Origin of the sequence: Mucilaginibacter endophyticus, assembly GCF_003351025.1 — a bacterium.
Taxonomy (GTDB): domain Bacteria; phylum Bacteroidota; class Bacteroidia; order Sphingobacteriales; family Sphingobacteriaceae; genus Mucilaginibacter; species Mucilaginibacter endophyticus.
This window is the reverse complement of the sequence record NZ_QPCG01000001.1, coordinates 1665994-1692402: the sequence shown is the minus strand read 5'-3', so window position 1 is coordinate 1692402 and position 26409 is coordinate 1665994. Positions and strand designations below refer to the sequence as shown.

17 protein-coding genes are annotated in these 26409 nt (G+C 42.3%); 11 read left to right on the top strand and 6 right to left on the bottom strand.

The window, feature by feature from the left end; translation table 11 throughout:
* Window positions 1-6 precede the first annotated feature (6 nt).
* Window positions 7-1239 (top strand): MFS transporter, encoded by a 1233-nt coding sequence (locus DUL71_RS06920; protein WP_114937331.1) that lies wholly within the window; start codon window positions 7-9, stop codon window positions 1237-1239.
* Between the two features lie 110 nt (window positions 1240-1349).
* Here DUL71_RS06920 and DUL71_RS06915 read toward each other — a convergent pair whose 3' ends face one another.
* The 6 genes from DUL71_RS06915 to DUL71_RS06890 form a co-directional block, all read right to left on the bottom strand.
* Window positions 1350-2120: a 3-keto-disaccharide hydrolase gene (locus tag DUL71_RS06915; RefSeq protein WP_114937330.1), complete on the bottom strand. Its 771-nt coding sequence runs from the start codon at window positions 2118-2120 to the stop codon at window positions 1350-1352.
* An 82-nt stretch (window positions 2121-2202) separates the two neighbouring features.
* The gene (locus DUL71_RS06910; RefSeq protein WP_114937329.1) at window positions 2203-4164 is read right to left on the bottom strand and encodes a c-type cytochrome; all 1962 of its coding nucleotides are present in this window, start codon (window positions 4162-4164) and stop codon (window positions 2203-2205) included.
* Between the two features lie 12 nt (window positions 4165-4176).
* Window positions 4177-5925, bottom strand: a complete 1749-nt coding sequence (locus tag DUL71_RS06905; protein ID WP_244228709.1) for a 3-keto-alpha-glucoside-1,2-lyase-like domain-containing protein — start codon at window positions 5923-5925, stop codon at window positions 4177-4179.
* A gap of 363 nt (window positions 5926-6288) precedes the next feature.
* Window positions 6289-7908, bottom strand: a complete 1620-nt coding sequence (locus tag DUL71_RS06900; RefSeq protein WP_114937327.1) for a RagB/SusD family nutrient uptake outer membrane protein — start codon at window positions 7906-7908, stop codon at window positions 6289-6291.
* Between the two features lie 27 nt (window positions 7909-7935).
* Window positions 7936-11115, bottom strand: coding sequence for a SusC/RagA family TonB-linked outer membrane protein (locus DUL71_RS06895; RefSeq protein WP_114937326.1), 3180 nt, complete (start codon window positions 11113-11115; stop codon window positions 7936-7938).
* Window positions 11116-11532: 417 nt separating this feature from the next.
* The gene (locus DUL71_RS06890; protein WP_114937325.1) at window positions 11533-12819 is read right to left on the bottom strand and encodes an esterase-like activity of phytase family protein; all 1287 of its coding nucleotides are present in this window, start codon (window positions 12817-12819) and stop codon (window positions 11533-11535) included.
* A gap of 398 nt (window positions 12820-13217) precedes the next feature.
* On the opposite strand from DUL71_RS06890, the gene glmS reads away from it, so the two are divergent.
* From glmS to DUL71_RS06840, 10 genes are all read left to right on the top strand, one after another.
* Complete coding sequence (gene glmS, locus DUL71_RS06885; RefSeq protein WP_114937324.1) at window positions 13218-15056, top strand: glutamine--fructose-6-phosphate transaminase (isomerizing); 1839 nt, start codon at window positions 13218-13220, stop codon at window positions 15054-15056.
* A gap of 309 nt (window positions 15057-15365) precedes the next feature.
* Window positions 15366-16124, top strand: coding sequence for a polysaccharide biosynthesis/export family protein (locus DUL71_RS06880; protein ID WP_114937323.1), 759 nt, complete (start codon window positions 15366-15368; stop codon window positions 16122-16124).
* Window positions 16125-16157: 33 nt separating this feature from the next.
* Window positions 16158-18470: a GumC family protein gene (locus tag DUL71_RS06875; protein ID WP_114937322.1), complete on the top strand. Its 2313-nt coding sequence runs from the start codon at window positions 16158-16160 to the stop codon at window positions 18468-18470.
* Window positions 18471-19097: 627 nt separating this feature from the next.
* Window positions 19098-19661, top strand: a complete 564-nt coding sequence (locus tag DUL71_RS06870; RefSeq protein WP_114937321.1) for a UpxY family transcription antiterminator — start codon at window positions 19098-19100, stop codon at window positions 19659-19661.
* Window positions 19651-20949: a Vi polysaccharide biosynthesis UDP-N-acetylglucosamine C-6 dehydrogenase TviB gene (gene tviB / locus DUL71_RS06865; protein ID WP_279629786.1), complete on the top strand. Its 1299-nt coding sequence runs from the start codon at window positions 19651-19653 to the stop codon at window positions 20947-20949. The genes DUL71_RS06870 and tviB overlap by 11 nt, the downstream gene beginning before the upstream one ends.
* A 5-nt stretch (window positions 20950-20954) precedes the next feature.
* Complete coding sequence (locus tag DUL71_RS06860; protein ID WP_114937319.1) at window positions 20955-22394, top strand: lipopolysaccharide biosynthesis protein; 1440 nt, start codon at window positions 20955-20957, stop codon at window positions 22392-22394.
* Window positions 22391-23566, top strand: a complete 1176-nt coding sequence (locus DUL71_RS06855; protein WP_114937318.1) for a DegT/DnrJ/EryC1/StrS family aminotransferase — start codon at window positions 22391-22393, stop codon at window positions 23564-23566. The genes DUL71_RS06860 and DUL71_RS06855 overlap by 4 nt, the downstream gene beginning before the upstream one ends.
* Entirely contained in the window at window positions 23563-24420 is an 858-nt protein-coding gene (locus tag DUL71_RS06850) for a glycosyltransferase family 2 protein (RefSeq protein WP_244228708.1), read from the top strand. The genes DUL71_RS06855 and DUL71_RS06850 overlap by 4 nt, the downstream gene beginning before the upstream one ends.
* A 23-nt stretch (window positions 24421-24443) precedes the next feature.
* Complete coding sequence (locus DUL71_RS06845) at window positions 24444-25613, top strand: glycosyltransferase family 4 protein (protein ID WP_114937317.1); 1170 nt, start codon at window positions 24444-24446, stop codon at window positions 25611-25613.
* A 17-nt stretch (window positions 25614-25630) separates the two neighbouring features.
* Entirely contained in the window at window positions 25631-26398 is a 768-nt protein-coding gene (locus DUL71_RS06840) for a DUF2334 domain-containing protein (RefSeq protein ID WP_114937316.1), read from the top strand.
* The last annotated feature ends 11 nt before the right edge of the window (window positions 26399-26409 follow it).

Sequence of the window (26409 nt, the reverse complement as noted above, 5' to 3'; positions counted from 1 at the left end):
CACTAAATGGAATCTACATCGCCAACAATTACTACCACCGAGCCTAAAAAACTGGTTCAGCAAACTGTGTATTCAATTTTGTTTACCATAAGTCTGGCTCATTTTATTAACGACATGCTGCAATCGGTTATACCATCCATATATCCGCTTATCAAGCAGCGTTTCAGCCTAAATTTCACTCAAATAGGGCTTATTACCTTCACCTATCAAATTACAGCGTCTATTTTACAACCCTTTGTGGGGCTTTATACCGATAAAAAACCAAAGCCTTACTCATTAGCCATGGGCATGGGTTTTACGCTATCAGGCTTGTTGCTGGCCTCTTTCGCAGGCAGCTTTTATATCATGCTAATAGCCGTTAGTCTTATCGGCATAGGGTCATCCATATTTCATCCGGAATCATCAAGAGTTGCGTATTTGGCATCCGGGGGTAAAAAGGGGCTGGCACAATCTATTTTCCAGCTGGGCGGCAACGCTGGCAGCGCTGTCGGCCCGCTGCTGGCAGCTCTTATTGTAATCCCTTACGGACAATCAAATGTGATTTGGTTTTGCCTTATCGCCCTTGCCGGAATCATGGTTTTACTGCGTATAGCTAAATGGTACGCCGAGCATTTAAGCCTTAAAGCCAAAAACAAAAATGCTAATGAAGTCTCACCACTAAATCTATCAAAAAGGCGGGTAGTATTTTCATTGGGGGTTTTACTGGTACTTATCTTCTCCAAATATTTTTACCTGGCCAGCATCACCAGCTATTACACCTTTTTCCTGATCAATAAATTTCATTTGAGTATCCAGCAGTCTCAAATTTATTTGTTCCTGTTTTTAGGTTCGGTAGCTGCAGGAACGCTTTTTGGTGGACCGCTTGGCGATCGTTTTGGCCGTAAATATATCATCTGGATCTCGATATTGGGTGTAGCTCCATTTACCATGCTCCTGCCCTACGTATCCCTGTTTTGGACCGGCGTTTTATCAGTATTTATCGGCCTGATCCTTTCATCGGCGTTTTCGGCAATTTTAGTTTATGCCACAGAACTGGTACCAGGAAAAGTTGGATTAATAGCGGGTTTATTCTTTGGTCTGGCCTTTGGGATGGGTGGCTTAGGCTCGGCAGTATTGGGTAAAGTTGCGGATATGACCAGCATTAATTATGTATTTAAGATCTGCGCCTATTTGCCACTGATAGGCATTTTCACGGGTTTATTGCCCAACATTGAAGGAAAGAAAGTGGCGAAAAGTTAAGGTTAAAAAAACATGTCATTGCGAGGAACGAAGCAATCGCACGGAAGCAAATCCGCTCTGTATAGCATGCGGTTGCCACGCTTCGCTCGCAATGACATATTTTCTTCCTTTTATAATTCCCTTACCCAAATATTACGATAACTAATTGGCTCGCTTTTATCACCATGGGCTTGGAGTTTAATTGGCGAGGCACCATGTTTACGGTATTCGGGTTTACCGATATACGGGGTATCTCCTATTAATGAAGTATTGCTTTGAACCAGCACGCCATTATGAAGTACGGTAGCGCGTGCTGCCGATTTTAACGAACCATCTTCGTTAAAACGCGGGGCTGTCCAAATCACATCATAAGTTTGCCATTCGCCAGGTTTGCGGCAGGCATTAGCCAGTGGAATTGCCTGTTTATACAAACTACCCACTTGCCCATTAACATAGGTTTTATTGTTGTAATTGTCCAGAACCTGCAATTCGTAACCACCCGCTCCCCAGGGCAGGGCTGCCAGAAAAATACCGCTATTACCACGTGCCTGGCCGCTGCCGGTAATGTTTGACGGGATGCGGTATTCTATATGCAACTGAAAATCCATGAACTTGCGTTTGGTTTGAATATCCCCCGCGCTTTTATCAACGGTGATTATTTTATCCAACACATTCCATTTATGGCTTGCTGTGGAATCATTTGTGGCTACCCATTCATCAAGATTTTTGCCATCAAACAAAACAACAGCGTCAGACGGGGCATCTCCCAAAGCTTTACCCGGTGTAACCACGGCAGGCACCGGCGACCAAATCTCGGTATCTTCCGGCTTTGCATTTTGCTGCGCAAATGTAGCTATTGAACTACCTGCTAATAAAGCGGTGAAAATAATTTTGTGTTTCATTGAACTTTATATAAAACATTAATATCAAACGATAATTAACCATTTGCTTTAGGCTTTCGGCCTTCAGCTTTAAGCTTCCCTACTATTTAGCCAGCGATTTAATCCATAAAGCTATCTTCCGGGCTTCGTCCTTAGGCACCTGCGGCATGGGCGGCATCGGTGTTGAATAATCAGGCCAATGTTCCGGTTTAGGATTATGGATCAGCTGGATCAGCTCAGCTACACTGTATTTCCGCTTGGCTACATCTACGTACGCGGGGCCTACCTGCCTTTTGGTAGCGTTATGACATGAAAGGCAGGTGTTTTTTAGCAGGATTGGCTGTATTTCTGCATAGGTAGGAATTGCATTAACCGGCAAAACGGGTTTCGCCGCTACTCCTTTTTTACCTGCTACACCTCTTTTAAGCTCTGCCGAAACCGCCTTAGCAGAGTTTACGGTACTTACCTCGCTCATTGAAAGCTTTTGCCCTTCGGGGATATTATTCAATGTATAATATGCCGTTGGATGCACAAGGTTGAAATAATTTTCCTTATCACGAATGGCAGCAAGCGTGATGGTGTGGATATAATATTTCCGGAGGTTATTTACGATAAGGCGGGCTTTTAAACCATCTTCAGATACTTTAACACCAGCTATAGGGCATTTTTCGGTATTTACCGGCGGACTGCCATATACACCATGATATTTATAGATATAACTTTCAACTGAGTATGAGGCTATATCTTCAGCCACTTTTTTATCAACCGGCTTGGTAAACTCTATCTCAAAACCATCGGGCATGGCACGGATGGCGCGCATCTCAAACGGAACTTTATTATTCCATACCAAACGCTGTAAACCCATAGTAGCCTCCCCTGCCGATCCCCAGCCGCGGTTGGTTTCGCCTGCGGCTAATGAACCATCAGGTAACCAGGCCAGCCTTACAATGCCCGATTGAAAACCGCTTCTGAAAGCCCAGGCTGCACCCTGATATTCGCCATTAACTTTCTCTAAAAAGATTCTGTCTACCATACTTTGACCCTGATCGCAGATCAGCAACTGACCGGCAAAAGGGCCAAACGCGCCTTCCGGAATTTTAACAATCTCGGAATTGGAAATACCCAATATACCATGCGGCAACCAAACGGCTGGTAACTGCAATTCAGGAAATTCTTTTTTAGCCTCAAATTCGGTTTTAAATTTTTCATTCACTACATCCTGCGGTTTAACCGGTTGCCCGCTTTTATCAAACTCAATCCGTGGGTTATTTTTGGCGAAGAACTGTTCGGAAGTTAATTTTAATGGAGAGTTAGGCAAACCTGTCCAAACCAAACTTGAGGGGTGTCCCATAAAGGCACCTTTTTTAATTGGCATGATACTACCAGAGCCAACCCAATCGCCCTGGTTATCGGCATACCAAAGTTCGCCATCAATCATACTGATACCGCATGGCGAACGGAAACCCGCCGCCCAAGGTGTAACGGTGCCATCTTCCTTGATATTTAAAGCCCAGCCGCGCCATGGCACAAAGCTTTTCGGATGCCACCAATCTGGCGGAAAGCCGAGGTTCAGGGTAACAAAAAACGAACCATCCGGCGCTATTTTAGGGCCAAAGCTGTATTCATGGTAATTACCGGATAAGGGCCACGCATAGATAGTTTCAAAAACATCGGCTTTGCCGTCCATATTGGTATCAACCAGCTTGGTAAGCTCGCCACGCTGAACAACGTATAAAGCACCATCCTTCCAGGCTGCACCCAACACCTCATGCAAACCCGAAGCAAACTTGCGGAAGAACGGATGTTGGCCGGTTGGATTTTCGACCATAAAAATATCACCACGGCGGGTGGTTACCGCCAAAGTACCGTTAGGCAAAGTGCACAAACCGCCAACCTCCAGTATAGTACCTTCGGGTGCCGGCACTTTCATGATCTTGAAAAAATCATCCTCTTTAGGCGATTCGGCCTGGGCTAAAGTATTTTTGATATCGCTTAACAGCGCTGTAATTACAAGTGTAAAAAGCAGTACGCCCCTGTTTATCATTTGTTTTAATGTATTGTTCATGATGTGGGCAGCTTAAAAAATGATAGAATAGGTTAATTTCTTTTGGATGGGAATGATAAGTTCCTGCTTCCCTCCTGCATCACGAACAACCGCTTTTACTCCCGCCGCGTCATCAATACGGATATAGTAGGATTTATCATCAATGGCATACAATCCGTTGCCAAGTGCTTCGATGTTTCCTGAAGCGAGGTGATAAAACAGGCCATCAACAGCATTTGCAAGGGTTACTTCCCGGTGAATGCCCTGTCCTTTATCCATCACACTGCTGGCATCAGTTACCGAAGTGCCATAAATGTTGTATTTAAATGCAGGAACATCATCGGCGTTTAAAACATAACCTTTAGGCCTGTATCCCGTGCCGACAGTATCCAATGCCCAGGCGGCATTTGCATCGCTCAGCTTTTCAATGGCAGGCACCGGTTTACCGAGATATTGAACCGAGCCGGCAGGACGCGATGAACCATCGCCCCTGTCATGCCACATCGGTGTTGCATCTAAAAAGCCGCCGCGCCAGATCTCCACGATCATTCCCTTATCCAAATCATAAGTATAATGTAACAGCTCGGGACTGCCCACATTTACGCCATGTGTAACCCTGATACCACCCGGCAAATCGGAGAAACTACGCAAAATGGTATTTGATGTAGCATTAATCAATATAGGATCAACAGGATCATTGTTACTTACATTAGCATCGCTTAGCAGATACTCACGTATACCAGGGCCTGCTACAGTAAGCCCTAATGCCGGTTTAGCCCAGTCTACGTTTTTTGAATAGAGTAGTTCAAATGGATGATCCCCGGGTTGCAATTGAATTTTCCCCTCGCCCCTATTTTCTGTTAAAGCAACCGCGTCAGCGCCACCAACACGAAATACGCCCTTTCCACCGGGTACGCTCAGTTTAAAAGCGTACTCACCCGCTTCTTTAATCTGGATATTACCTGTGTAACGAATTAAAAAATCATTATTAAGCTTGCTTTGGTTTGATGATAATACAGGCGAAGTTCCTTCAGATTCAGGTTTCAGTTTTTTATAACTATCGCCTGCTATTTCACCGCCTTTATAAACCCAATATTTGAGGTTTGAAAGCGTTGGATGCGGCCTATCGTAATTGGTGATCCTGATGTTACGGAAAGCTACCGGCCCATGATCGCCCTGTAAACGCAGCGGACCAGTTGCTGCTTCCTTATTATCAAAAGCCCCACGAGTTGGCCCGGCAAGCTCCACATTGTCCTGAATCAAAACGCCATTTAACCAAACATAAAGTACTTTAGCATTGCTGATCTTTTGGCCATTACCATCAAAGCGAGGTGCCTGGAACGAAATTTTTATATGCTGCCATAAACCCGGCGCGCGGCTGGCGTTTTGCCGTGGCGCATGACCGTCGTAACCTTGCTGCCCCTCTGGTTTACTATCGTCCCAACGTTCATAAATACCGCCATTATCTCCCGATTTTGGGTTTACTGTTCCCCAGCTATCCAGTAGCTGAATTTCATAACGCCCCTGCAGATAGATACCTGAGTTAGAGCCTTTGGCCATCATATAATCAAGCTCAAGATCAGCATCACCATAAACCGTTTTTGTAAACAGGTCTTTTGCGCCCTTTTTACCGGGCTGGTTTACCAGTATCCCGTTGCCATCTTTTGTAGTTAATACTTCATCCTGCGTGATATCGGCTTGTCCATTGGCCGCTACCTTCCAGTTTGATGATGGATTATCGAAAAAAGAGAGATCATTAAGAGGTACAGCGTTTTGCGCCATGAGTTGCTGGCAACCCAACAAGCACACGCAAGCTATCCAAAACTTTTTCCGGCTGGGGAGTTTAGGAGATTGATTAAAGCAATGCATTGGTTTTGAATTATAATATGGTTTATTGGTTGAGGCGAATGATAATGTCAGCCTCACATTTGTAACGCAAGATAATTAATTTACGCAATCGATTACGAATAATATTTTATCAATACCTGATTTAATTTTTACTGGCATCTTCTGATCTAATTTACAACATCTTAGGCTCCATTACCGTCCAATCAACTGCTATTAACTATCCTCATCAGCAAAGCTTAAAATACAAAGCGGGTTTCTTCCGGTTGGAAGAAACCCGCTTTCTTAAATCAGGCCTTATTAATAACCTGGGTTTTGAGTCAAATTAGGATTAAGCCCTATCTCAAACTGAGGGATTGGATACAACTCCCTGCCGGTAGGTATAGTTATACCGTATACGTTCTTCACAAAATCTGTCGCTACACCGGCTCTTCTTAAATCATAAAAAGTTGAGTATTCGCCGGATAGTTCGTGCCTGTATTCACTGTAAACCATTTGTAAAGGATCGGTAACCACTTTGCCATCACTAATAAAAATTAAAGGGGCCGAACCGCCAAAAGCACGGTCGCGAACTTGTTTCAGCGTAGCCAAAGCACCTGCAGCATCGCCTGTACGCGCCTGGCATTCAGCTTTACTTAGTAATACCTCACCAAAACGTAACAGGGTCTGGTTTTGAGCGCCAAATATGGTTTGATCCCCAGAGTTACCCACCAATGTAGGATCACGCCAAAACTTTTCATTATAATAACCGGTTCTTAACTGCGTATTATCAGAACCAACCCATGGACGTGTTTTTGTACCACAAGTGTTAATGATCTTTCCGTCATCGCCGGTATATTTTGCCTTTATAGCCGGGTCGGTACTGGCAAATCCAGATATAACCAGTGGATATGATTTAATACCCCCACGGGCTTTGATACCAGGGCTTGGATTTTCGTCACCAGGGCCAATTACAGTTGCCACCCTACGCAAATCGCCATCCTGAAATGAACTTGCTAAAGCCGAGTTGGCGTAATCATAACCAAAGTTGGTTACTTCTTCGGGCATACCAAAGGTGCTGATCCAGGCTACCTCGTTACTTGCGCCCCAGCTTTGAGTACCGGCAACATCAAACTGTACTTCAAAAAGCGACTCGTCATTATTTTGCTTATCGTATTCATGTACATCGATAAAGTTGGGCAATAGCGTATACTTACCGGTTAGCTGATTATATGAAGCTAAAGCATCAGCATATTTTTTAAGCCACATTTGCGCCGCACCCAAATAACCTAAGGCGGCACCCTTGGTAGCACGGCCTTTTTCAGAATCTGCCAATGCTTCTTTCCATGGCAACAAACCAGCTGCAGCTGTCAGGTCAGACACTACCTGGGTAAATACCTGATCCTGGGTACTTCTTGGTGTTAAACCCTGGTTGGTGCCGTCTTTTAACTCTAACGGAACGCCACCAAAGCTTGCCGCCAGGTAATAGTAGGTCATACCGCGTAAAAAGTAAATTTCACCGGTAAGCCTGTCTGCAAGGGCGGCGGTCAATACACCGTCAGCCTTCATTTTTGCAATGATAGGCAGCGCCGAGTTTGCACGGGCTATACCAACATAGGCACGTGTCCAGAAAACCTCAATAGCGCCGAAGGTTGATGGGATTGCATAGGTATTATAAAACCTGTCGTTACCCCAGTTGAAAAAATCATGCGATTGGAAATTTGCGTAATACCAAAGTGATTTCTTTAAAAGGTCGGCATTTTGATAGGTATCATAGATTGCATTTACAAGGGCTATGCCATCAGCAGGCTTATCAAACAAAGTTGTCGCCGTAGGATGCTGCGAATCGGTTTGATCCAGAAAGTTTTTCTTACAGCTTAATGGAAGCAATACTGCCAGTCCAACTGAAAGTACGTATATATATTTCTTGTTGAATTTCATTTCTTTACTGTTATGTTAAATGTTGAATTAGAAAGTTACATTTAAACCTAAGGTGTAAAACTTTGATGAAGGGTAAGTACCTAAATCGATACCTGAACCTGTTGGGTTGGTAATAGTAGCGCCCGTAATTGGATCGGTACCGGTGGCCTGCCCTATTTCCGGATCAAGACCGGTGTACTTGGTAATGGTGAACAGGTTTTGAGCCGCTATATAAAACCTTATTTTGGTAACACTCATTTTTTTGGTAAGTGCCGCAGGTAGTGTATAACCGAATGTAACGTTTCTTAAACGCAGGTAACTGCCGTTTTCAACATAAACGCTTGATGCAACGTTATTTGCGCTAACGTCATCATTGTAGGTAGCCCTTGCAAAACGATTTGACGGGTTAGTTGGCGTCCAGCGGTTTTCATAATACTGCTGGCTAACGTTTTCAACTCCAACAAAGCCCGGCGCCTGGAAGCTTTCCAGGTTACGCTCCTGGTAATTGAAGATTTTATTGCCATAGCTGCCGTAAAAGAACGCGTTAAAATCAAAGGCTTTGTATGAAAGGTCGATATTGAAGCCTCCATAAAATTTAGGGATCGGGCTTCCTAAACTGGTACGGTCATCAGCCGTGATCTGGCCGTCGCCGTTGATATCTTTGAACTTACGATCACCAGGTTGGGTAGTAGCTACCTGGTAGTGGCCTGTAGGCGATTTTGCATTCAGCGCGTCAATCTCGGCCTGGTTTTGGAATATGCCCAATGATTGGTAACCATAAAACTCACCTACCGGCTGACCGATATTGGTTTCGCTAAATGTTGACCAGCCATTTGCCGGAAGCGGCAGGTTAACCAGGTTGGTAATAAATTGAGTGTTCTTATTTATGCTAACCAACTTGTTGCTTACGGTAGTGATGTTTAGCCCTAAGCCGTAATTAAAATCTCTGATGGTATGCCTGTAGTTTAAAGCAAACTCAAAGCCTTTATTGCTAATACTGCCGGCATTTTGTGTTGCCGATGTAAAGCCGGTTTGTGCAGGAGTAAGCAGGTTTAACAAGAAATCTTTCGAGTCTTTTTTATAATAATCAACCGTTAAGGTTAAGCTGTTGTTCAGGAAAGCGATATCCATACCGACATCGGTTTGTTTGGATGTTTCCCATTTTAAGTTAACGTTATCAAGGTTGGTAAGTGCTAACCCGCTCTGATAGATTTTGCCAAAAGGATAACCAACGTTTGAACCCGAAGTAGCCGGACCACCAGAGGTGTAACGAGCTAAATACTGGAACAGGCCAATGCTTGACTGATTACCAACCATACCATAGCTGCCACGGAATTTCAAATCAGAAAGCCAGTTAACATCCTTCAAAAACGATTCCTCTTTAGCTTTCCAGGCTACTGAACCAGAAGGGAAAGTACCGTATTTATGGCCGGTGTAAAATTTAGATGAACCATCGCGCCTTACAGTAGCTGTAAGCAAATATTTATCGGCAAACTTATAGTTTAACCTTGCAAACTGTGATGCCAGCGAGTAGGTTTGCTGACCGCCGTAAGCAACAAGATTTTGCACCTGGCTTAAATCTCTGATGGAGTTACTTGGCAGGTTATTACCGCTGCCACCAATCTGCCTGCCGGTGTTTTCCTGCTCAGATACACCACCTACAAAATCAATAGCATGTTTGCCAAATGTTTTGCTATACGATATAGTATTTTCCCAAAGCCACTCAAATGTATTGCTTGCATTTTGCGAGTAAACGCTCAGCTGATTTGCACCACCTAAATTATATTGCTCGCTTGACCTGTTATCTTCAGGCTGAAAATAATAACCGGAAAAATCACTGGTGTTGATACCTAAATTACTTTTGATTTTCAACCCGTCAAATATTGTTGCCTCCAACGATGTTGAACCTAAGAAGTAGTTCTGTAAGTTTTTGATATCCTGTGTTTCGATAGAATAAACAGGGTTATTCCAGCTTTTGGTGTAGATGTTTACCGGGTTAAAGAAACCATAATTACCTTTTGAATCTTTAATTTCGCTGGTAAGTTTATTACCGCCATCAAGCGTTGGGATCAACTCACTCAATTGCGCCAACGAACCTGTTCCGAATGGATTTTTGGTATTTTGCCTTGAGAATTTAGCACTTGTTGATGATTTTAACCAGCTGCTGATATTGTAATCGATATTCATACCCAGGTTGATCCTTTTAAAGAACGAACCAAGTACAATACCTTTCTGATCATAATAACCTGCTGAAAAAGCTGATTGAATTTTATCATTTCCCCCACGGATGGCAAGGTTATAATCTTGTTTCAAGCCCTGACGGTATACGGCATCCTGCCAATCCACATTATGCAAAGCTGAAGGATTACTCCATTCAGGCAGTTCAGTAAAGCCTTCGGCAGCGTGCACTTCATTTGCCAGGGTAGCCCACTGTTGCGCGTTAAGTACTTTATATTTTTTAGGTTCAGACTGCAATGAAGCATAAGCATCTAATGACACCTGCACGCCGTCTTTTTTTCCTTTTTTGGTTGTGATGATAACAACACCGTTTGATGCCCTTACACCATAAATAGCAGTAGCCGATGCATCTTTCAACACATCCATTGAAGCAATATCATTTGGGTTGATATTGTTCAGGCCGCCTGTAATAGGGTAACCATCCACTACATATAAAGGATCATTATTGCCCAAACTACCAATACCCCTGATCTGTACGCTAACGCCACCGCCCGGCGCGCCATCATTATTGGTAACCTGTACGCCCGACGAACGGCCTTGTAAAGCCTGATCAAGCGCAGTAACAGGAACTTTAGCAATTTGATCTGCCGTAACCGAACTCACCGAACCTGTTAAATCTTTACGTTTGGTGGTACCATAACCCACAACTACAACCTCGGTAAGGGTTTTATTGTCGGGCACTAATGATACGTTTATAACCGATCTCCCATTTATCGCAACCTCCTGATTTGTGAAACCAATAAAGCTAAAAACAAGTGTTTCGTTGCTGCCGGCGGTTATTGCGTAAGTACCATCAGGTTTTGAACCTACGGCTTGTGTGCCTCCTTTTACCTTAACGGTAACACCCGGTAAAGGCAGCCCGTTATCTGAGCCGGTGATTTTTCCGGTTACCTGTTTACTTTGAGCATAACCTGAAAAACTTATCAGCGCAAGCGATAAGTTTAAACAGATGAAGGCCACAACGTTTTTGATGTGTAGTTTTCCTCTCATACATTTTACTTTAAATTGTTAAAATTGGTTTGTTACATAAAATCACTTTTTGACAATTATTGAGATATGATTTTATGCTAAGTAAATGTAGCTTCCGTGTTACAATCGATTGTAATACAATATGAGTGGTTTTTTGTACTAATTTAACACAATAAAAAAAACGGCAAATAACTTTATAAAAATCTAATTATCAAACAATTAAAAAATAAAAAATCAATAACAGGCCAAGATTTTATCGTTTAGATGATAAAATAATATCTGCCATTGTTAAAATCGAACTATTCAATAAATGTTATTTTAACAATAAAATAAGTTTTTAACCCAAGTGGTTCCTCCACACACCATCCCTACTGTCAGCAATAAAAAAGCCCTCCGGTATAACCGGAAGGCTTAGCAATATTTTGATTTTACGGGCTGTTATTTAAGCTTTACAAAATAGATCCTGTTACGGTCGACAGTGTTGGTAGCAGGCAAAATTTTAGCTGCAAAACCATTCTTACCATTGTCAATAACACCGAAGTCGTCATCATTAGATATAGCAAGTATATTACCCGGAAGTAAAGCCAAACCTTCGGCTTTATCATGCGGATAAACGGTTGGCAGATCTTTCAACAGATCAAGTACCTGCGTTTTAGTAACCGGGGTAATACCGGCCGCTTTCAAACCGGCTTCGTCATTAAGCTCCTCAACGGTTTTACCATTATATAGTTTACCGTTGGCGCCGTTTGCCGGGTCAGAAATATCAGAAGCATTGCTCAAATCAATCTTAAACACTTTTTTAAATGTGGCAGGATTGGTTGGCGCGCCGCCAAAATTACCATCGCGTTCAACAGTTAAAAATGTTGTGGCATTAACAGCGGTAATATCACTTACACCTGTTAACGAAACGTTGTCCATAACATAAGCGTATTGTTTTGTAGCACCTGAAGCAATATCAAAAGTCAGGATCCGTAATACAGTGGAGTTGGCAACTTTTGCTTTAGACGGGTTATACATTGGCGATTGCATCATGCCAACCAGTGTTTTACCGTCTGGCGTAATAGCCAAACCTTCCATACCCCTATTGGCCCTGCGTGTAGCAAACACCGCGGGAATTTTACGGCCACCTGTTCCTGAGCCGTAAGGGTTGATGCGCTCAATGGTTTTACCGCTGGCATCAAAATGTACAATATGCGGCCCGTACTCATCGCTAATCCAAAAAGTACCATCGGCAGCTAATACCAGGCCTTCCGAATCAATACCATCGGCACTGGCCGCTAACTGGTTGCCGCTAAGATCAAAAGGAACCTCGCCTGAAGCACCCATGCCGGCAGGGTTCGGCAAGCCATTCAGTTTCCCACCATTAGCATTTTTAAGTTCTATGGTTTGTTCCAGAATCAGTTTACCCTCTACTAACCTGAATTTGCCTATCTGTGGATCGAAATCGGGTTTACCGATGATGATTGAATTTGCAGTTTGCCCGGCAACGTTAGAGCCGCGGTCTGTAAGCAGGTAAAATACATCTTTCTGATTGGGATCTGCAGCAACTGCCGAGCCGAAACCACCATTATACACCTTTACACCGTCGGCAGTGGTAAAAAGTATAGCCGGGTTTTGCGCTTCGGCCATATCTGGGTAGCTGAATGGATTTATTTTATTATCGTCATGGCAGGAAGAAAGGATCACCGCAGATGCCGCGATGACGCTGAATAATTGTTTTTTCATTTGATCTGTGATTGATTAACTTCTACAAAAGAACCCGCCCTATGTAAATCTATTGTTAATTTTATAACAATAATTTAACCTAAAGGACAAATCATATACCATATCTACAGCTTCAGGGCTGATAGTATCACCAACTGATCGATCATCAGGTTAGTGGTAAATCGGTATGAACGGCTCATTCGAGGCTGCAGATTATCTTCCCAATAAGCCTGTAATTACAGGCAATCAACCCAAAATGTAAAGTAATTTATATCCTTTTACAGATTAATCGTGTAAAATTCTGACAGATTTACAATTTCCGGTCAATAAGCCATAGGCCTTACTTTATTGATAGTCAAATAAATAATTTTACTTACCAAGTAACAAAAAACTTATTTACCATTTAAAGCCCTAAAACTATGTGCGGAATTGTTGGTTACATCGGATCGAGAGATGCGTGGCCGGTTGTGTTAAACGGCCTCAAACGATTAGAATATCGTGGTTATGATAGTGCCGGTATTGCTATCATTAATGATGAAGGTTTCAATGTATATAAAAAAACCGGGAAGGTAGCTTGCCTTGAAGAGTATACTGCTGATAAGGACAAAAGTGGCCGGGTTGCCATAGGGCATACCAGGTGGGCTACACACGGAGCCCCTTCTGATGCAAACTCGCACCCACACAGCTCAAATGACAACCGTTTGCACATTATTCACAACGGTATCATTGAAAACTACCTGATCCTAAAAGAAGAGCTTCTGGCCCGCGGGCACACTTTTAAAAGCGAAACAGATACCGAAATCCTGATCCACCTTATTGAGGAAATCCAGAACATCGAACAAACAGATTTGCTGGAAGCCGTACGCTTAGCATTAAATACCGTGATAGGTGCTTATGCCATAGTTATACTGGACAGGGAAAATCCCGACCGGCTCATCGCCGCCCGCAAAGGTAGCCCATTAGTTATAGGCGTTGGACATGGCGAGTATTTTATTGCCTCAGACGCTACCCCTATTATTGAATACACCAAAAACGTGGTGTATTTAAAAGACAACGAAATTGTACTTGTTAAACCCGACGGGCTCCTGATAAAAAAACTGGACAATGTGGAGCAAACCCCATTGATCCAGGAGTTGGAGTTAAAGCTTGAATCATTGGAAAAAGGCGGTTTTGAACACTTCATGATGAAGGAAATCTTCGAGCAGCCACGATCTGTGCGGGATTGTATGCGCGGTCGCATTTTCCCGCTCGAGGGCAAAGTGGAGTTGGGTGGTATTAAACAATATACCGATAAGCTTAAAAACGCGGAGCGGATCATCATCATTGCCTGCGGTACCTCATGGCATGCCGGCCTCACAGGCGAATATCTTATTGAAGAGTACGGACGCATTAAGGTAGAGGTTGAATATGCATCTGAATTCAGGTATCGCAACCCTATAATCACCGACAAGGATATTGTGTTGGCCGTATCGCAATCGGGCGAAACCGCCGATACATTAGCCGCCATTGAAATTGCGAAAGAACGGGGCGCAACAATTCTGGGAATTTGCAACGTTGTTGGGGCATCAATTCCGCGTGTAACCGATGCCGGGGTTTACACCCATGCCGGCCCCGAAATTGGCGTAGCGTCAACAAAGGCCTTTACTGCACAGGTTACCGTTTTAACTTTAATAGCTTTATATATAGCACAGCATAAAGGCACTTTAACGCCTGCCAAGCTCACCAATATGCTAACCGAACTTGATACCATACCCGATAAGATCCAATTGCTGCTACAGGATAACGACTTGATTGAAGGCATTGCAACTAAAATAAAAGATGCGCCCAACTGCCTGTTTTTAGGTCGTGGATTTGGTTTTCCGGTAGCGTTGGAAGGAGCTTTAAAATTAAAAGAGATCTCCTACATCCATGCCGAAGGCTACCCTGCCGCCGAAATGAAGCACGGCCCTATCGCGCTGATTGACGAGCAAATGCCGGTGATTTTCATCGCCACCAAAAACTCATCGTACGAAAAAGTGATCAGCAATATCCAGGAAGTTAAGGCCCGCAAAGGAATAGTGATAGCTATTGTTACACAGGGCGATGTTAAGGTAAAAAACATGGCCGATTACTGCATTGAAATACCAGACGCCGACGAAGCATTCTTGCCGCTTTTGGCTACCATCCCTTTACAGCTGTTATCATATCACATAGCTGTGAAACGAGGTTGCAATGTTGACCAGCCACGTAACCTGGCTAAGTCTGTTACAGTAGAATAATTCATATTAATTAACCAAACAATCCGTAAAAAAAGCAGGCTTAAGCCTGCTTTTTTTATTTAAAATTTCCCTGTGTTGTAACCCAGTTGCATGAAAAATGTGGTCAAAAAAACCACAAAAAGACACTTTTTTCTCAACCCTTTACACATGCCTGCAAAGGCACTTTACAGGTTCTGTAAAGGTTAAGATACAGGTTTACAAAAAAGCGGCAATCGCCCAAAATCGTATACTATCAATACCCAAATAGATAAATTTGATTAATCAATTAAACCAGTTGAAACCAGTTTCCTAACCTTCTAAACTATTGAGATGAAAAATTTTAATACATACTGTTTTCTTGCAGCCTTACTGTTAATGACCGGATGTGCCGCTAAACGTGACCTCGTTTATTTCAGTAACATGGCTAACACAGGTGCAGTAAATAATAACATGGGCGGGGCGGTAGTTATTCATCAGAAAGACATTCTAAGCGTAACTGTTAATAGCTTAAATCCCGAATCAAATTTACTTTTTAACGGAAACAAAAATGCGACAACAGGCAATGCCTCAGCCCGCAGCGGATACAAAGTAAATGAAAATGGCATTGTGAATTTACCGCTCATAGGCGATTATAAAATAGAAGGGCAAACTATTGAAGAAGCCCAGGCCGAAGTTGCAAAAAGGCTATCAGCCTTCGTTAAAAGCCCCGTAGTTGATATCCAGCTTCTAAACTTTAAAATAAGTGTGATTGGCGAAGTTAACAAACCATCAACATTTGTGATAACCGATGAAAATGTAAACTTACTTGAAGCATTAGGAATGGCAGGCGATATGACAGTTTACGGAAAAAGGGACAACGTGCTGGTGATCCGTACCGAAAACGGGCACAAGACAATGAACCGCCTTAACCTCAACAGAGTTGAATCAATGGATTCGCCTTATTTCAACCTTAAACAAAATGACATTGTTTACGTGGAACCTGATAAATCAAAAGCAGTTGAATATAGCCAGAACACACGCCTGGCACCTATAGTAGTAGCATCAATATCAGCCCTGGCTGTATTGGCAGCAGTACTTTTAAGAAGATAAAATACAGTTTTAGTGATACCTAACATTGGTGATATGGATAACAATTTTATTTTGAGAGAGCCTCTACCAGGCAACAAATTCAGGAACAATCTTACGCCTTATTTAAGCGGCTGGTATTTATTCCTGATCAGTATGGTTGTCTGCATAGCTGCCGCATGGACTTACTTAAACTATGTTACCCCCCTATACAAAATAACAAGTACCCTCCAGATACCTGACGATAAAAAGGGCGACGGTATTTTAAAAGCTACCGCGTTCAGCGACCTGAATATGTTCCAGGAAACTAAAACCGTAGACAATGAGATGGAAGTTCTACGATCAAAAGACCTCATATACAAGGTCCTATCAAAACTCCATATGGAAACTTCATTTTTTGACGAAAGTGGATTTACCACAAAGGAGCTTTACGGAACTGAGCGGCCTTTTACTGTCACCATAAACCAGATCAGCAAAATTGGGTATGCAAAAAAACTGTACCTACAACCATATACACAGGATAAGTTCGTGCTTAAGGATGAAAACAAGTCCTGGATCTACAGCTATAACCAGATGATCAGGCATAAAGATTATTCGTTCAAAGTAGAAAAAGGCCCGGCACGCATTGATAGCGAAACTCCAATACTAATTCAATTTAAAAACCTTACCAATCTGGCCTCGTCATATAGTGCAGGGTTACTGCAAGTTAATCCGGTTATTAAAGAATCAAATACATTAACGTTAAGCCTGGTTGATGCCGTACCTGAAAGAGGTGTCGATATTTTGAACAACATCATATCAACTTACAACGCCGAAAATGTTGTTAAGAAAAACGTTACTGCGGTAAATACCATATTGTTTATCGATAAAAGGTTAAACGATCTGGAACACGACCTGTCATTTACCGAGGGCGATATCGAAACCTTTAAACAACATAACGGTGCTGCAGAGATCAATGCAAGTACACAGGTAAACATTACAAAATCTGCCGAGTATAACCAGTTAATTGAAGAAGCAAACACACAATTAGGTATAATAAAATCTATTGAAACTTATTTAAAAAGCTCGGCTAATCAATATAATGCGGTACCCAGCACCATGGGATTAAAAGACCCCTCATTAAATACGTTGGTTAGCCGTTTCAACGACTTGCAATTGGAGCGCAACCGTATGCTTACCAGTGCTAATCTTGAGAACCCGCTTGTGCAAAACCTAAGTAACCAGATATCCGCGTTACGTATTAATATTTTGGAAAACCTTCAAAACATTAAAAAAGGGTTTGCTATCAGCCATAAATTACTTAGTGATAATTCTGCACAGTATGATTCCCGGATCCGCTCTGTTCCGTCAATTGAACGCGGGCTTTTACAACGCAGCAGGGAACAAGGTGTAAAAACCAATTTATACCAATACCTTCTCCAAAAAAGGGAAGAAACAGCATTGTCTTTATCAGCTACAATTCCGTCATCACAATTGATTGATAAGCCTGCCGCTAATCCAACAGCCGAATTTCCTAAAACACAGCTTACCTATCTATTCGCAATCATAGCAGGCTTATTTACACCGGGTATTTTCATCTTCATGAAAGATAAACTCAGCGTAAAAATTAAAGATCAGTCCAGCCTACTGAATATACAGGGCGTAAAAATATTAGGCGAGCTATGCCACAACAACGAAGACAAAAACTCGGTGGTTATATCAAACGGAAGCAATACCAATATTTCAGAACTGTTCAGGTATATCAGGAGCAACATTGGCTTCCTAAACCAGGGCACACAGCACAAAACCATACTGGTTACATCGTCTATGAAAGGTGAAGGTAAAACCTTCTTCAGTATTAACCTCGGCCTAACGCTTGCTATGCTCAATAAACGGGTGCTGATCATGGAGTTTGATTTACGTAAGCCCGATCTGCTTAAAAACATCAACCTGGAGCAAAGCCTTGGTATAAACGATTTCTTAACCGGTAATACCAATTCTCCGGCCGACTGCGTGCAGTCATATAGTGAATCTGAAAATCTGTTTGTGATGGGCAGCGGAACCAAGACCATAAACCCGGCCGAACTTTTATCAGATAAACGGCTCGACCTGCTTTTCAAATGGTGTAAAACCGAGTTTGATTATATCGTGCTTGATACTTCGCCGGTTGGCGCTGTTGCCGATGCTTTTAGCTTGGCAAAATATGCAGAGCTGAGCATTTACATTGTACGATATAACTATACCAATACAGAGCAATTAAGTATCCTGAGAGATATTTATGATAATAAAAAACTAAATAATGTTATGGTAGTGTTTAACGATGCGAAAAAAGAAAACCGCACGGCTTATGCCTATGGCAGTTATGGATATGCATCGGCCTATGGTAGCTGATAGCAGCCTTTTAACGATAGCATAAAGCTGATGCAATTTGTATCAAATTTAGTTTGACTGTTTTTATTTAAATGCCAAGGCTCCATGTGACTGGATTGGCGGAGCCACAAGCGACGTAAGTTGCAGATGTTTTGAAGAAGCACCCCGGGGCAAAACCGGAGGAATATTATAAACCGATAGTTCGACCATTTTTTACCACCCGCCTAACCATGTGACTGGATTGGCGGAGCCACAGCCAACGCAAGTTTTAGCTGAGACAAATTAAAACACCAGGTAAAAATTGGAGAATATTTTAGCCGTTAGTCCGATATTTTTCACAAACCGCCTAACCATGTGACTGGATTGGCGGAGCCGCAGCCAACGCAAGTTGCAACTGCGACAAACAAAACAACCCGGGTAAAACCGGCGAATATTATAAACCTTCAGTTCGATTATTTCAACAACCGCCTAACCATGTGACTGGATTGGCGGAGCCACAACCAACCAGAGTTGCAGCTAATAATTGAAGCAACCAGGCCAATAATTTTCAACTACCGTACTTCTGCACAACATCATCACCCCTGCAATGTGAGTGAGTTGGCGAAGCTATAGTAGGCCTTAAGTACCCGATCCAACTTTATTCACTTTATGGAAACCCAATCAAGAGTATCACAACTTCGCATGACAAACTATCGTGAAAAAAAATGGCTTGTAATTTACACCAAGCCCCGATGGGAAAAAAAGGTGGACAAGCTTTTAAAACAAAGCGGCATCGAATGCTACTGCCCTGTGAGGGACGTAGTAAACCAATGGTCCGACCGGAAGAAGGAGATCAGCGTCCCACTGTTTAGCTCCTATGTATTTGTTCATGTTGACGCCTACGAGCAATCGCGGGCGCTTTATATCATGGGCGTATTAGGTTTTGTTTATTACATGGGCAAACCTGCCATAGTTAGGGACAATGTTATTGACGAGATCAGGGCGAACCTTATACGCTATAAAGATATGGAGATTGTTAGTCTCCAGAATTTATGCATTGGCGATACTGTAACAATAAAAGGTGGCGCCCTTGTAAACCAGATGGGTAAAGTGCTGCAGATTCAGGGCAAAAATGTATTGATGGTTTTTGAAACCATTAATTGTGCCTTAGTAACACGAGTTTCAATCCAAAACTTATCAGTTCATAACATCAGCGAAAATCATGAAAATTGAGAATTACCAACCTAAATTAGGCATCATCGGTCTTGGTTATGTAGGCCTGCCCCTGGCAGTTGAATTTGCAAAAAAATACAAGGTCATTGGCTTCGACATTAATGTGAATCGCATTAATGAGCTCAAATCGGGTATCGACCATACCCTGGAGATAGACTCCGAACAATTAAACGCGGTAATTACCCCTGTTTGCACAACCGCCACAGGTTTATACGTTACCGATGAAGTTGAAAAATTAAGGCAATGTTCTATTTACATTGTAACAGTGCCCACCCCGGTTGATAAAAACAACCGCCCCGACCTTTCCCCATTAATTAGTGCCAGCCGCGTGGTAGGCAAGGTTTTAAAAAAGGATGATATTGTAGTTTACGAATCTACCGTATACCCCGGAGTAACAGAAGATGAGTGTATGCCTATACTGGAAAAAGTATCGGGCTTAACCTTTAATGTCGACTTTTTTGCTGGTTATTCGCCAGAAAGGATCAATCCTGGCGATAAGCTGCATACCGTGTCAAAAATCAGGAAGATCACTTCCGGTTCAACTCCCGAAGCTGCAGAAACAATTGACAAGCTTTATCAATCGGTTATTACAGCGGGCACCTTCAAGGCTCATTCTATTAAAGTAGCGGAAGCAGCCAAAGTAATTGAAAACGCGCAACGTGACATTAACATTGCCTTCGTTAACGAATTAGCTATGATTTTCAATAAGTTAGGCATCGATACCCATAAGGTATTGGAAGCAGCAGGTACCAAATGGAACTTCCTGAATTTCAGGCCGGGTCTGGTAGGCGGTCACTGCATTGGCGTTGACCCTTATTACCTGGCCCAAAAAGCCCAGGAAGCAGGTTACCATCCCGAAATTATTCTGGCCGGTCGTCGCATTAACGACTCGATGGGAGCTTACGTTGCCGATCAGTTTATTAAACAAATGATTTGCCGGGGCACTTCAGTAACTGATGCCGAAGTGCTGATACTTGGGTTCACCTTTAAAGAAAACTGCCCTGACGTAAGGAATACCCGCGTAATTGATATCGTCAAACGACTGAGAGAGTACAAAGTAAAAGTGCATATCCATGATCCGTGGGCCAACGCAGAGCATGCAAAAAAAGAGTATGGTATCATCTGCGAAAACGGCGAGTCAAAAACCCGTACCTATGATGGTGTTTTACTTGCAGTTGCCCACGATGAGTTTAAAGAACTGGATGTGAAAGCGCTTTGCAAACCAAATGCTGCACTATACGATTTGAAGGCATTTTTACCAGAAAATGTTGCTAACGCCCGGCTTTAAACATCATGGACTACAAACAAAGAGCCGTATCAGGCATAGTATGGGCCTTGTGGCAGCAACTAAGTTCAAAAGTAGTAAGCTTTGGAATATCCATATTCCTTGCCAGGATCCTGGAACCATCACAATTTGGTTTGCTGGCTATGCTGTCGCTTTTCATTTCAGTAGGCAACAGCCTTTTGGATGGTGGCTTAACAGCATCGCTGATCCGCACAACCGATGCCAATCAGCGCGATTATTCAACCGTTTTTTATTTTAACCTCATTGGCAGCAGCATCCTGTATTTATTGCTTTTTTTAACGGCACCGCTTATCGCCGCTTTTTACCATCAGCCGTTGTTAACTTCAGTAGTACGCGTATACACTTTAATTTTAATCATAAACGCGTTTTTTGGGGTACAAAGCACCCTGCTGGTCAAAGATTTGAAGTTTAAAAAACAAACCAACATTCAAATCCCTTCGGCAATTGGCGGCGGCATATTAGGCATTATACTGGCAGAATTAGGCTATGGCGTTTGGAGCTTGGTTTGGATGGGGTTGTGCACCTCCTTTTTATCAACAGCTTTACACTGGATCACTTCAGACTGGCGGCCGGCATTGATATTTGATAAAGCGTGCTTTAAGAAGCATATCCATTTTGGTTACAAAATGACGCTATCGGGTTTAATTGATACTATTTATCAAAACTTATACCTGATCATAATCGGTAAGTTCTTTTCGGCAACCCAGCTTGGCTACTATAGTCGGGCCGACTCGATAAGCCAACTGCCTATCAGCAATATATCGGCAGCTATAAATAAGGTTACTTACCCCATGTTCGCGGAGATATCAAACGATCCGGTACAGTTAAAAAACGTTTATAAACGGCTTATGCAGCAGGTGGTATTCTGGAATGCACCGATACTCATTATGCTGTGTATCATTGCTAAACCACTATTTCACATTTTATTAACAGACAAATGGTTGCCCGCTGTTCCGATTTTCCAGTTATTATGTATAGGAGGCATCATGTACCCGCTGCACTCATACAATTTAAATGTGCTAAAAGTAATGGGGCAAAGCGCGTTGTTTTTAAAATTAGAAGTTGTCAAAAAAGTTTTAAGTGTCATCGGTATCCTGTGCTTTATCCCCTTCGGCATTTATGGGCTGCTGTATTTCCAGCTATTTTTTAATGTGATTGCCTATTACATTAATTCCATTTACAGCGGGCGTTTAATTAATTACCCTGTAACCGAACAGATAAAGGATATTTTGCCTACAGTAGCATTAGCCGGCAGCATAGGCCTATGCTGTTATTTTCTTGATAAGCTCCTGATCAATGATTTTTTCATCCCTACTATGCAAATTGGCATATTACTCATAGTATTTACCGCGGTTTACTATGGAGCCAGTTTATTAATTAAGCTATCTGCTATTAAAGACTTTAACCAATTAATCCTAAAACGATGATTCCTGTAACCAAACCATTTCTCCCTTCAGAAAAGGAATTCAGAGCTTACGTAAAAAGTATCTGGGAAAGACAATGGCTCACCAACAATGGCCCGCTTGTAAACACACTCGAGTTAAAGCTAAAGCAATACCTGGGTGTAAGCCATATGCTGTTTGTTACAAATGGAACAATAGCATTACAGCTGGCTATTAAAGCACTTAACATAAGCGGGGAAATTATCACAACGCCATTTTCATTTGTTGCTACAACAAGCACTATTGTATGGCAAGGCTGCGAGCCGGTATTTGTAGATATTGATCCGGGCACGCTGAACATCGATCCGTCTAAGATCGAAGCGGCAATCACACCAAGAACTACAGCAATATTAGCAACACACGTTTTTGGGAACCCCTGCGATATTACAGCCATACAAGCTATTGCTGATAAGCATAACTTAAAAGTAATATACGATGCTGCACATTGCTTTGGTACATTTTATAAAAACCGCTCGGTGTTTGAATACGGCGATATCAGTGTAACCAGCTTTCACTCAACAAAATTATACCATACTATTGAGGGTGGCGCCGTGTTTACCCAGGATCCGGAATTATTAAGGACCATGGCCCTGATGCGTAACTTCGGTTATTCGGGAGTGGACACCTTCTCTGAGGAAGGGATCAACGCAAAAAACAGCGAATTTCATGCGGCAATGGGCCTGTGCAACCTACGTCATGTTGATGAAATACTTAAGAAAAGGAAATACCTGTATGAGCAATATCTGCAGCGTTTAAGCAACCTGAACGTCCAGTTCCAGAAACTTGAAAATGAGCAGGATTACAACTACGCTTACTTCCCTATTATTTTTGAAAGTGAAGCGCTGATGCACCAAAGCAAAGCAAAGCTTGAACTGGCCCAGATTTATTGCAGGCGGTATTTTTATCCTTCGCTGTCATCATTGCCATACGTAAAGAACCAGCCTATGCCTGTTTGCGATTCCATTGCATCAAGAATAGTTTGTTTGCCCTTATACCATACCCTTTCCCTTTCCGATCTTGATCTTATTTGCAGGTTATTGCTTCGCGCGCAGAATTTTGATAACAACGTTAAACCAAAACATTTTGGCTCCCTGGTTACCGATAAAATTGAATCTGAAATAAACGTGACAGCCGTGAACGTAAATGGATCTGTATGATTGATGAAGAGGTAATGGTGAGTATCTGTTGTATTACTTACAACCACGAGAAATTTATAGCCGAAGCCATCAGAAGCTTCTTGATGCAAAAAACCAACTTTAAGTTTGACATCATCATTGGCGACGATTGCTCATCGGATAAAACACAATCAATAATTAAATTTTATTCAGAAACCTATCCGGGCAGGATCAAGCTGATCTCCACCCCTACCAACTCGGGGCCCCATAAAAATTTAATTAATTGCATTGCACATTGTAAGGGTAAATACGTAGCACTTTGCGAAGGCGACGACTACTGGACAAATGAGTATAAGCTGCAAAAGCAGGTTGATTTTTTAGAGAACAATGCAGACTTTGTTATCTGCTGCCATTATCATAAGGTAATAAACATCAACAATGAAATACTTTATGTACACCCCAATCCCAAACCACTGGTACATACTTATACCGATCTATTGGCCGGGAAACAGGAAGAAACAAAAACAGCAACCGTAGTATACCGGAACACTGCCGAAACCATAAAGCTATTTTCTACACCTTGGTTTTTTGAATGTTACGCCGGCGACAAAATGTTTAAACTATGGGCCACTCAGCGTACCGGCGGCAAAATTTATGTAATACCCGAGGTGATGAGTTGTTATCGTAATCATAAAGGCGGTATTTGGAGCATGATCAATACCAGAGTGCGTATGGAAATGGTGATCAGCGATTTTAACCTGATCATCAAAAATTTCACCTACTCTGCCATCTCCAAAAAAAAACTGTTACTGCTTTATATTAAACGGTATCTGCTTTTTGAATTACAAAACAAACGGTTCCGTAAAGCTTACGATACATTAAAATACCTGTTATAACTGCAAGCGCATTTAACACAAACATGAACATACCAGCCGCCCCCTTATCAAAACCCGTTCTGTTTTTTATTATCCCCTCACTGAAAGGTGGCGGGGCAGAAAGAGTTATAATATCGCTCGCTAATTACTTTAATAGAAACAACTTTCAGTCGGTACTTATTTCGTTGAACAATGATGTTCCGGCATATGAAATCGACAATGATGTTAAGGTATATTATCTAACAGATAGGCAGAAAAGCAGATTTGTAGACCGGGTGTATCATATAACAGAAACTTTTTATAAACTTATAAAACTACTCCGAATCCTAAGACCTGTATGTACTTTATCGTTTATTACATCGGCTAATATCTGGAGCGGGATCACCTGTACATTAACTCGTGTACCTTACATTGTTTCTGAACGTACATCGCCAGACAGGAGTGTTAACAGTTTCACTTATTTGCATAAACATCTGGCTTTATTCCTTTATAAAAGGGCGGCAGCAGTTGTTGTAAGCGCTAAGGGTGTTGAAGAGTGTTTGCTGAAAGACAGGGATTTTAAAAGTCTTAGCAATATTGATCGTATCACAAATTCGGTTACCATTTTTCAACCTGCTTCAGACAAAAAAGTACACAACCGCAGGTTTATTTTAGGCGTTGGTCGTCTGGCTTATGTAAAAGGTTTTGATATCCTTATTGATGCTTATGCAAAAACAGGCCTTGAGGATATTGATCTGATAGTTGTTGGCGACGGCGAAGAACGCGCGACCCTGATAGAACAGATTGCCAAACTTGGTTTGAAGGACCGCGTACTGTTACCAGGCAGCCGGAACAACCTGCAGGACTATTACAGCCAGGCCGAAATATATGTACTGCCATCGCGCAATGAAGGTTACCCTAACGCATTGGTTGAAGCTATGAGTTTTGGTTGCCCCTCTGTTGCTTTTGACTGCAACTTTGGCCCTGCCGAAATTATTGCCAATAACGAAAATGGCATATTGGTGGCAAATGGCTCTATAAAAGGTTTGAGCGATTCTATGTTACGCCTTGCCGGCGATCAGGTTTTAAGGGACGAACTCGGCAGTAAAGCCCGCATTATATCACAAACCAATCATCCCGATAAAATATTGGGCGAATGGGAAGCCCTGATCAAAAAACATGCTGCTACATCGGCCATAACAGCTCAGATCACCAGCAGCCAACCAGCTTTGTAACCCCCTATTACTAAAATATGTTACAATATTTAATTCGTTTAGATGATTTGTGCCCAACAAACAATCTCGCCAAATGGGATCGTTTCTTTAACTTATTTGACAGACATGGCATAAAACCTATTATAGCAGTTATACCCGCCAACAGGGATCCTAAACTCCAGGCCTGCGGTAATTTCAACCCCTATTACTGGCAACTGGTACGCGAGCTTCAGGATAAAAACTATGTGATAGGAATGCACGGCTTTGATCATTACTACATCAATCATAACTCCGGCCTCCTTAAAATGAACAACCGGTCGGAGTTTGCCGGTGTACCTTTAGAAACCCAAAAAGAAAAGATAAGGAAGGCTGCGCAAATCTTCAGGCGCGAAAATGTTCATCCTTCTGTTTTTATAGCCCCGGCGCACACGTTCGATCGCAATACACTGTTGGCTTTACAGGAGTACACTAATATTAAAATAATAAGCGACGGATTGCTCAGATCGCCTTATGTAAGGTTCGGTTTTAATTGGGTGCCCGTTCAATTATCAGAAGTTGAGAAAAAAACAAAATACACCTGGACATTCAATTATCATCCCGAAACCTGTTCGGCCAGGACATTCAATGAGCTTGAAGCTTTTATTGAAAAAAACCATCAGCTTTTTGTATCACTGGATAATTTGGATTTTTCAAACTACACCCTGGCAAATGCCATTTTTGAAAAATACTGCATTTATAAAAGATTAGCACGCGATTATGCTCAAAAAGCACTTGCTTTTATGGAACGCATCCCTGCCGGAAACTAAACCTATTTAAA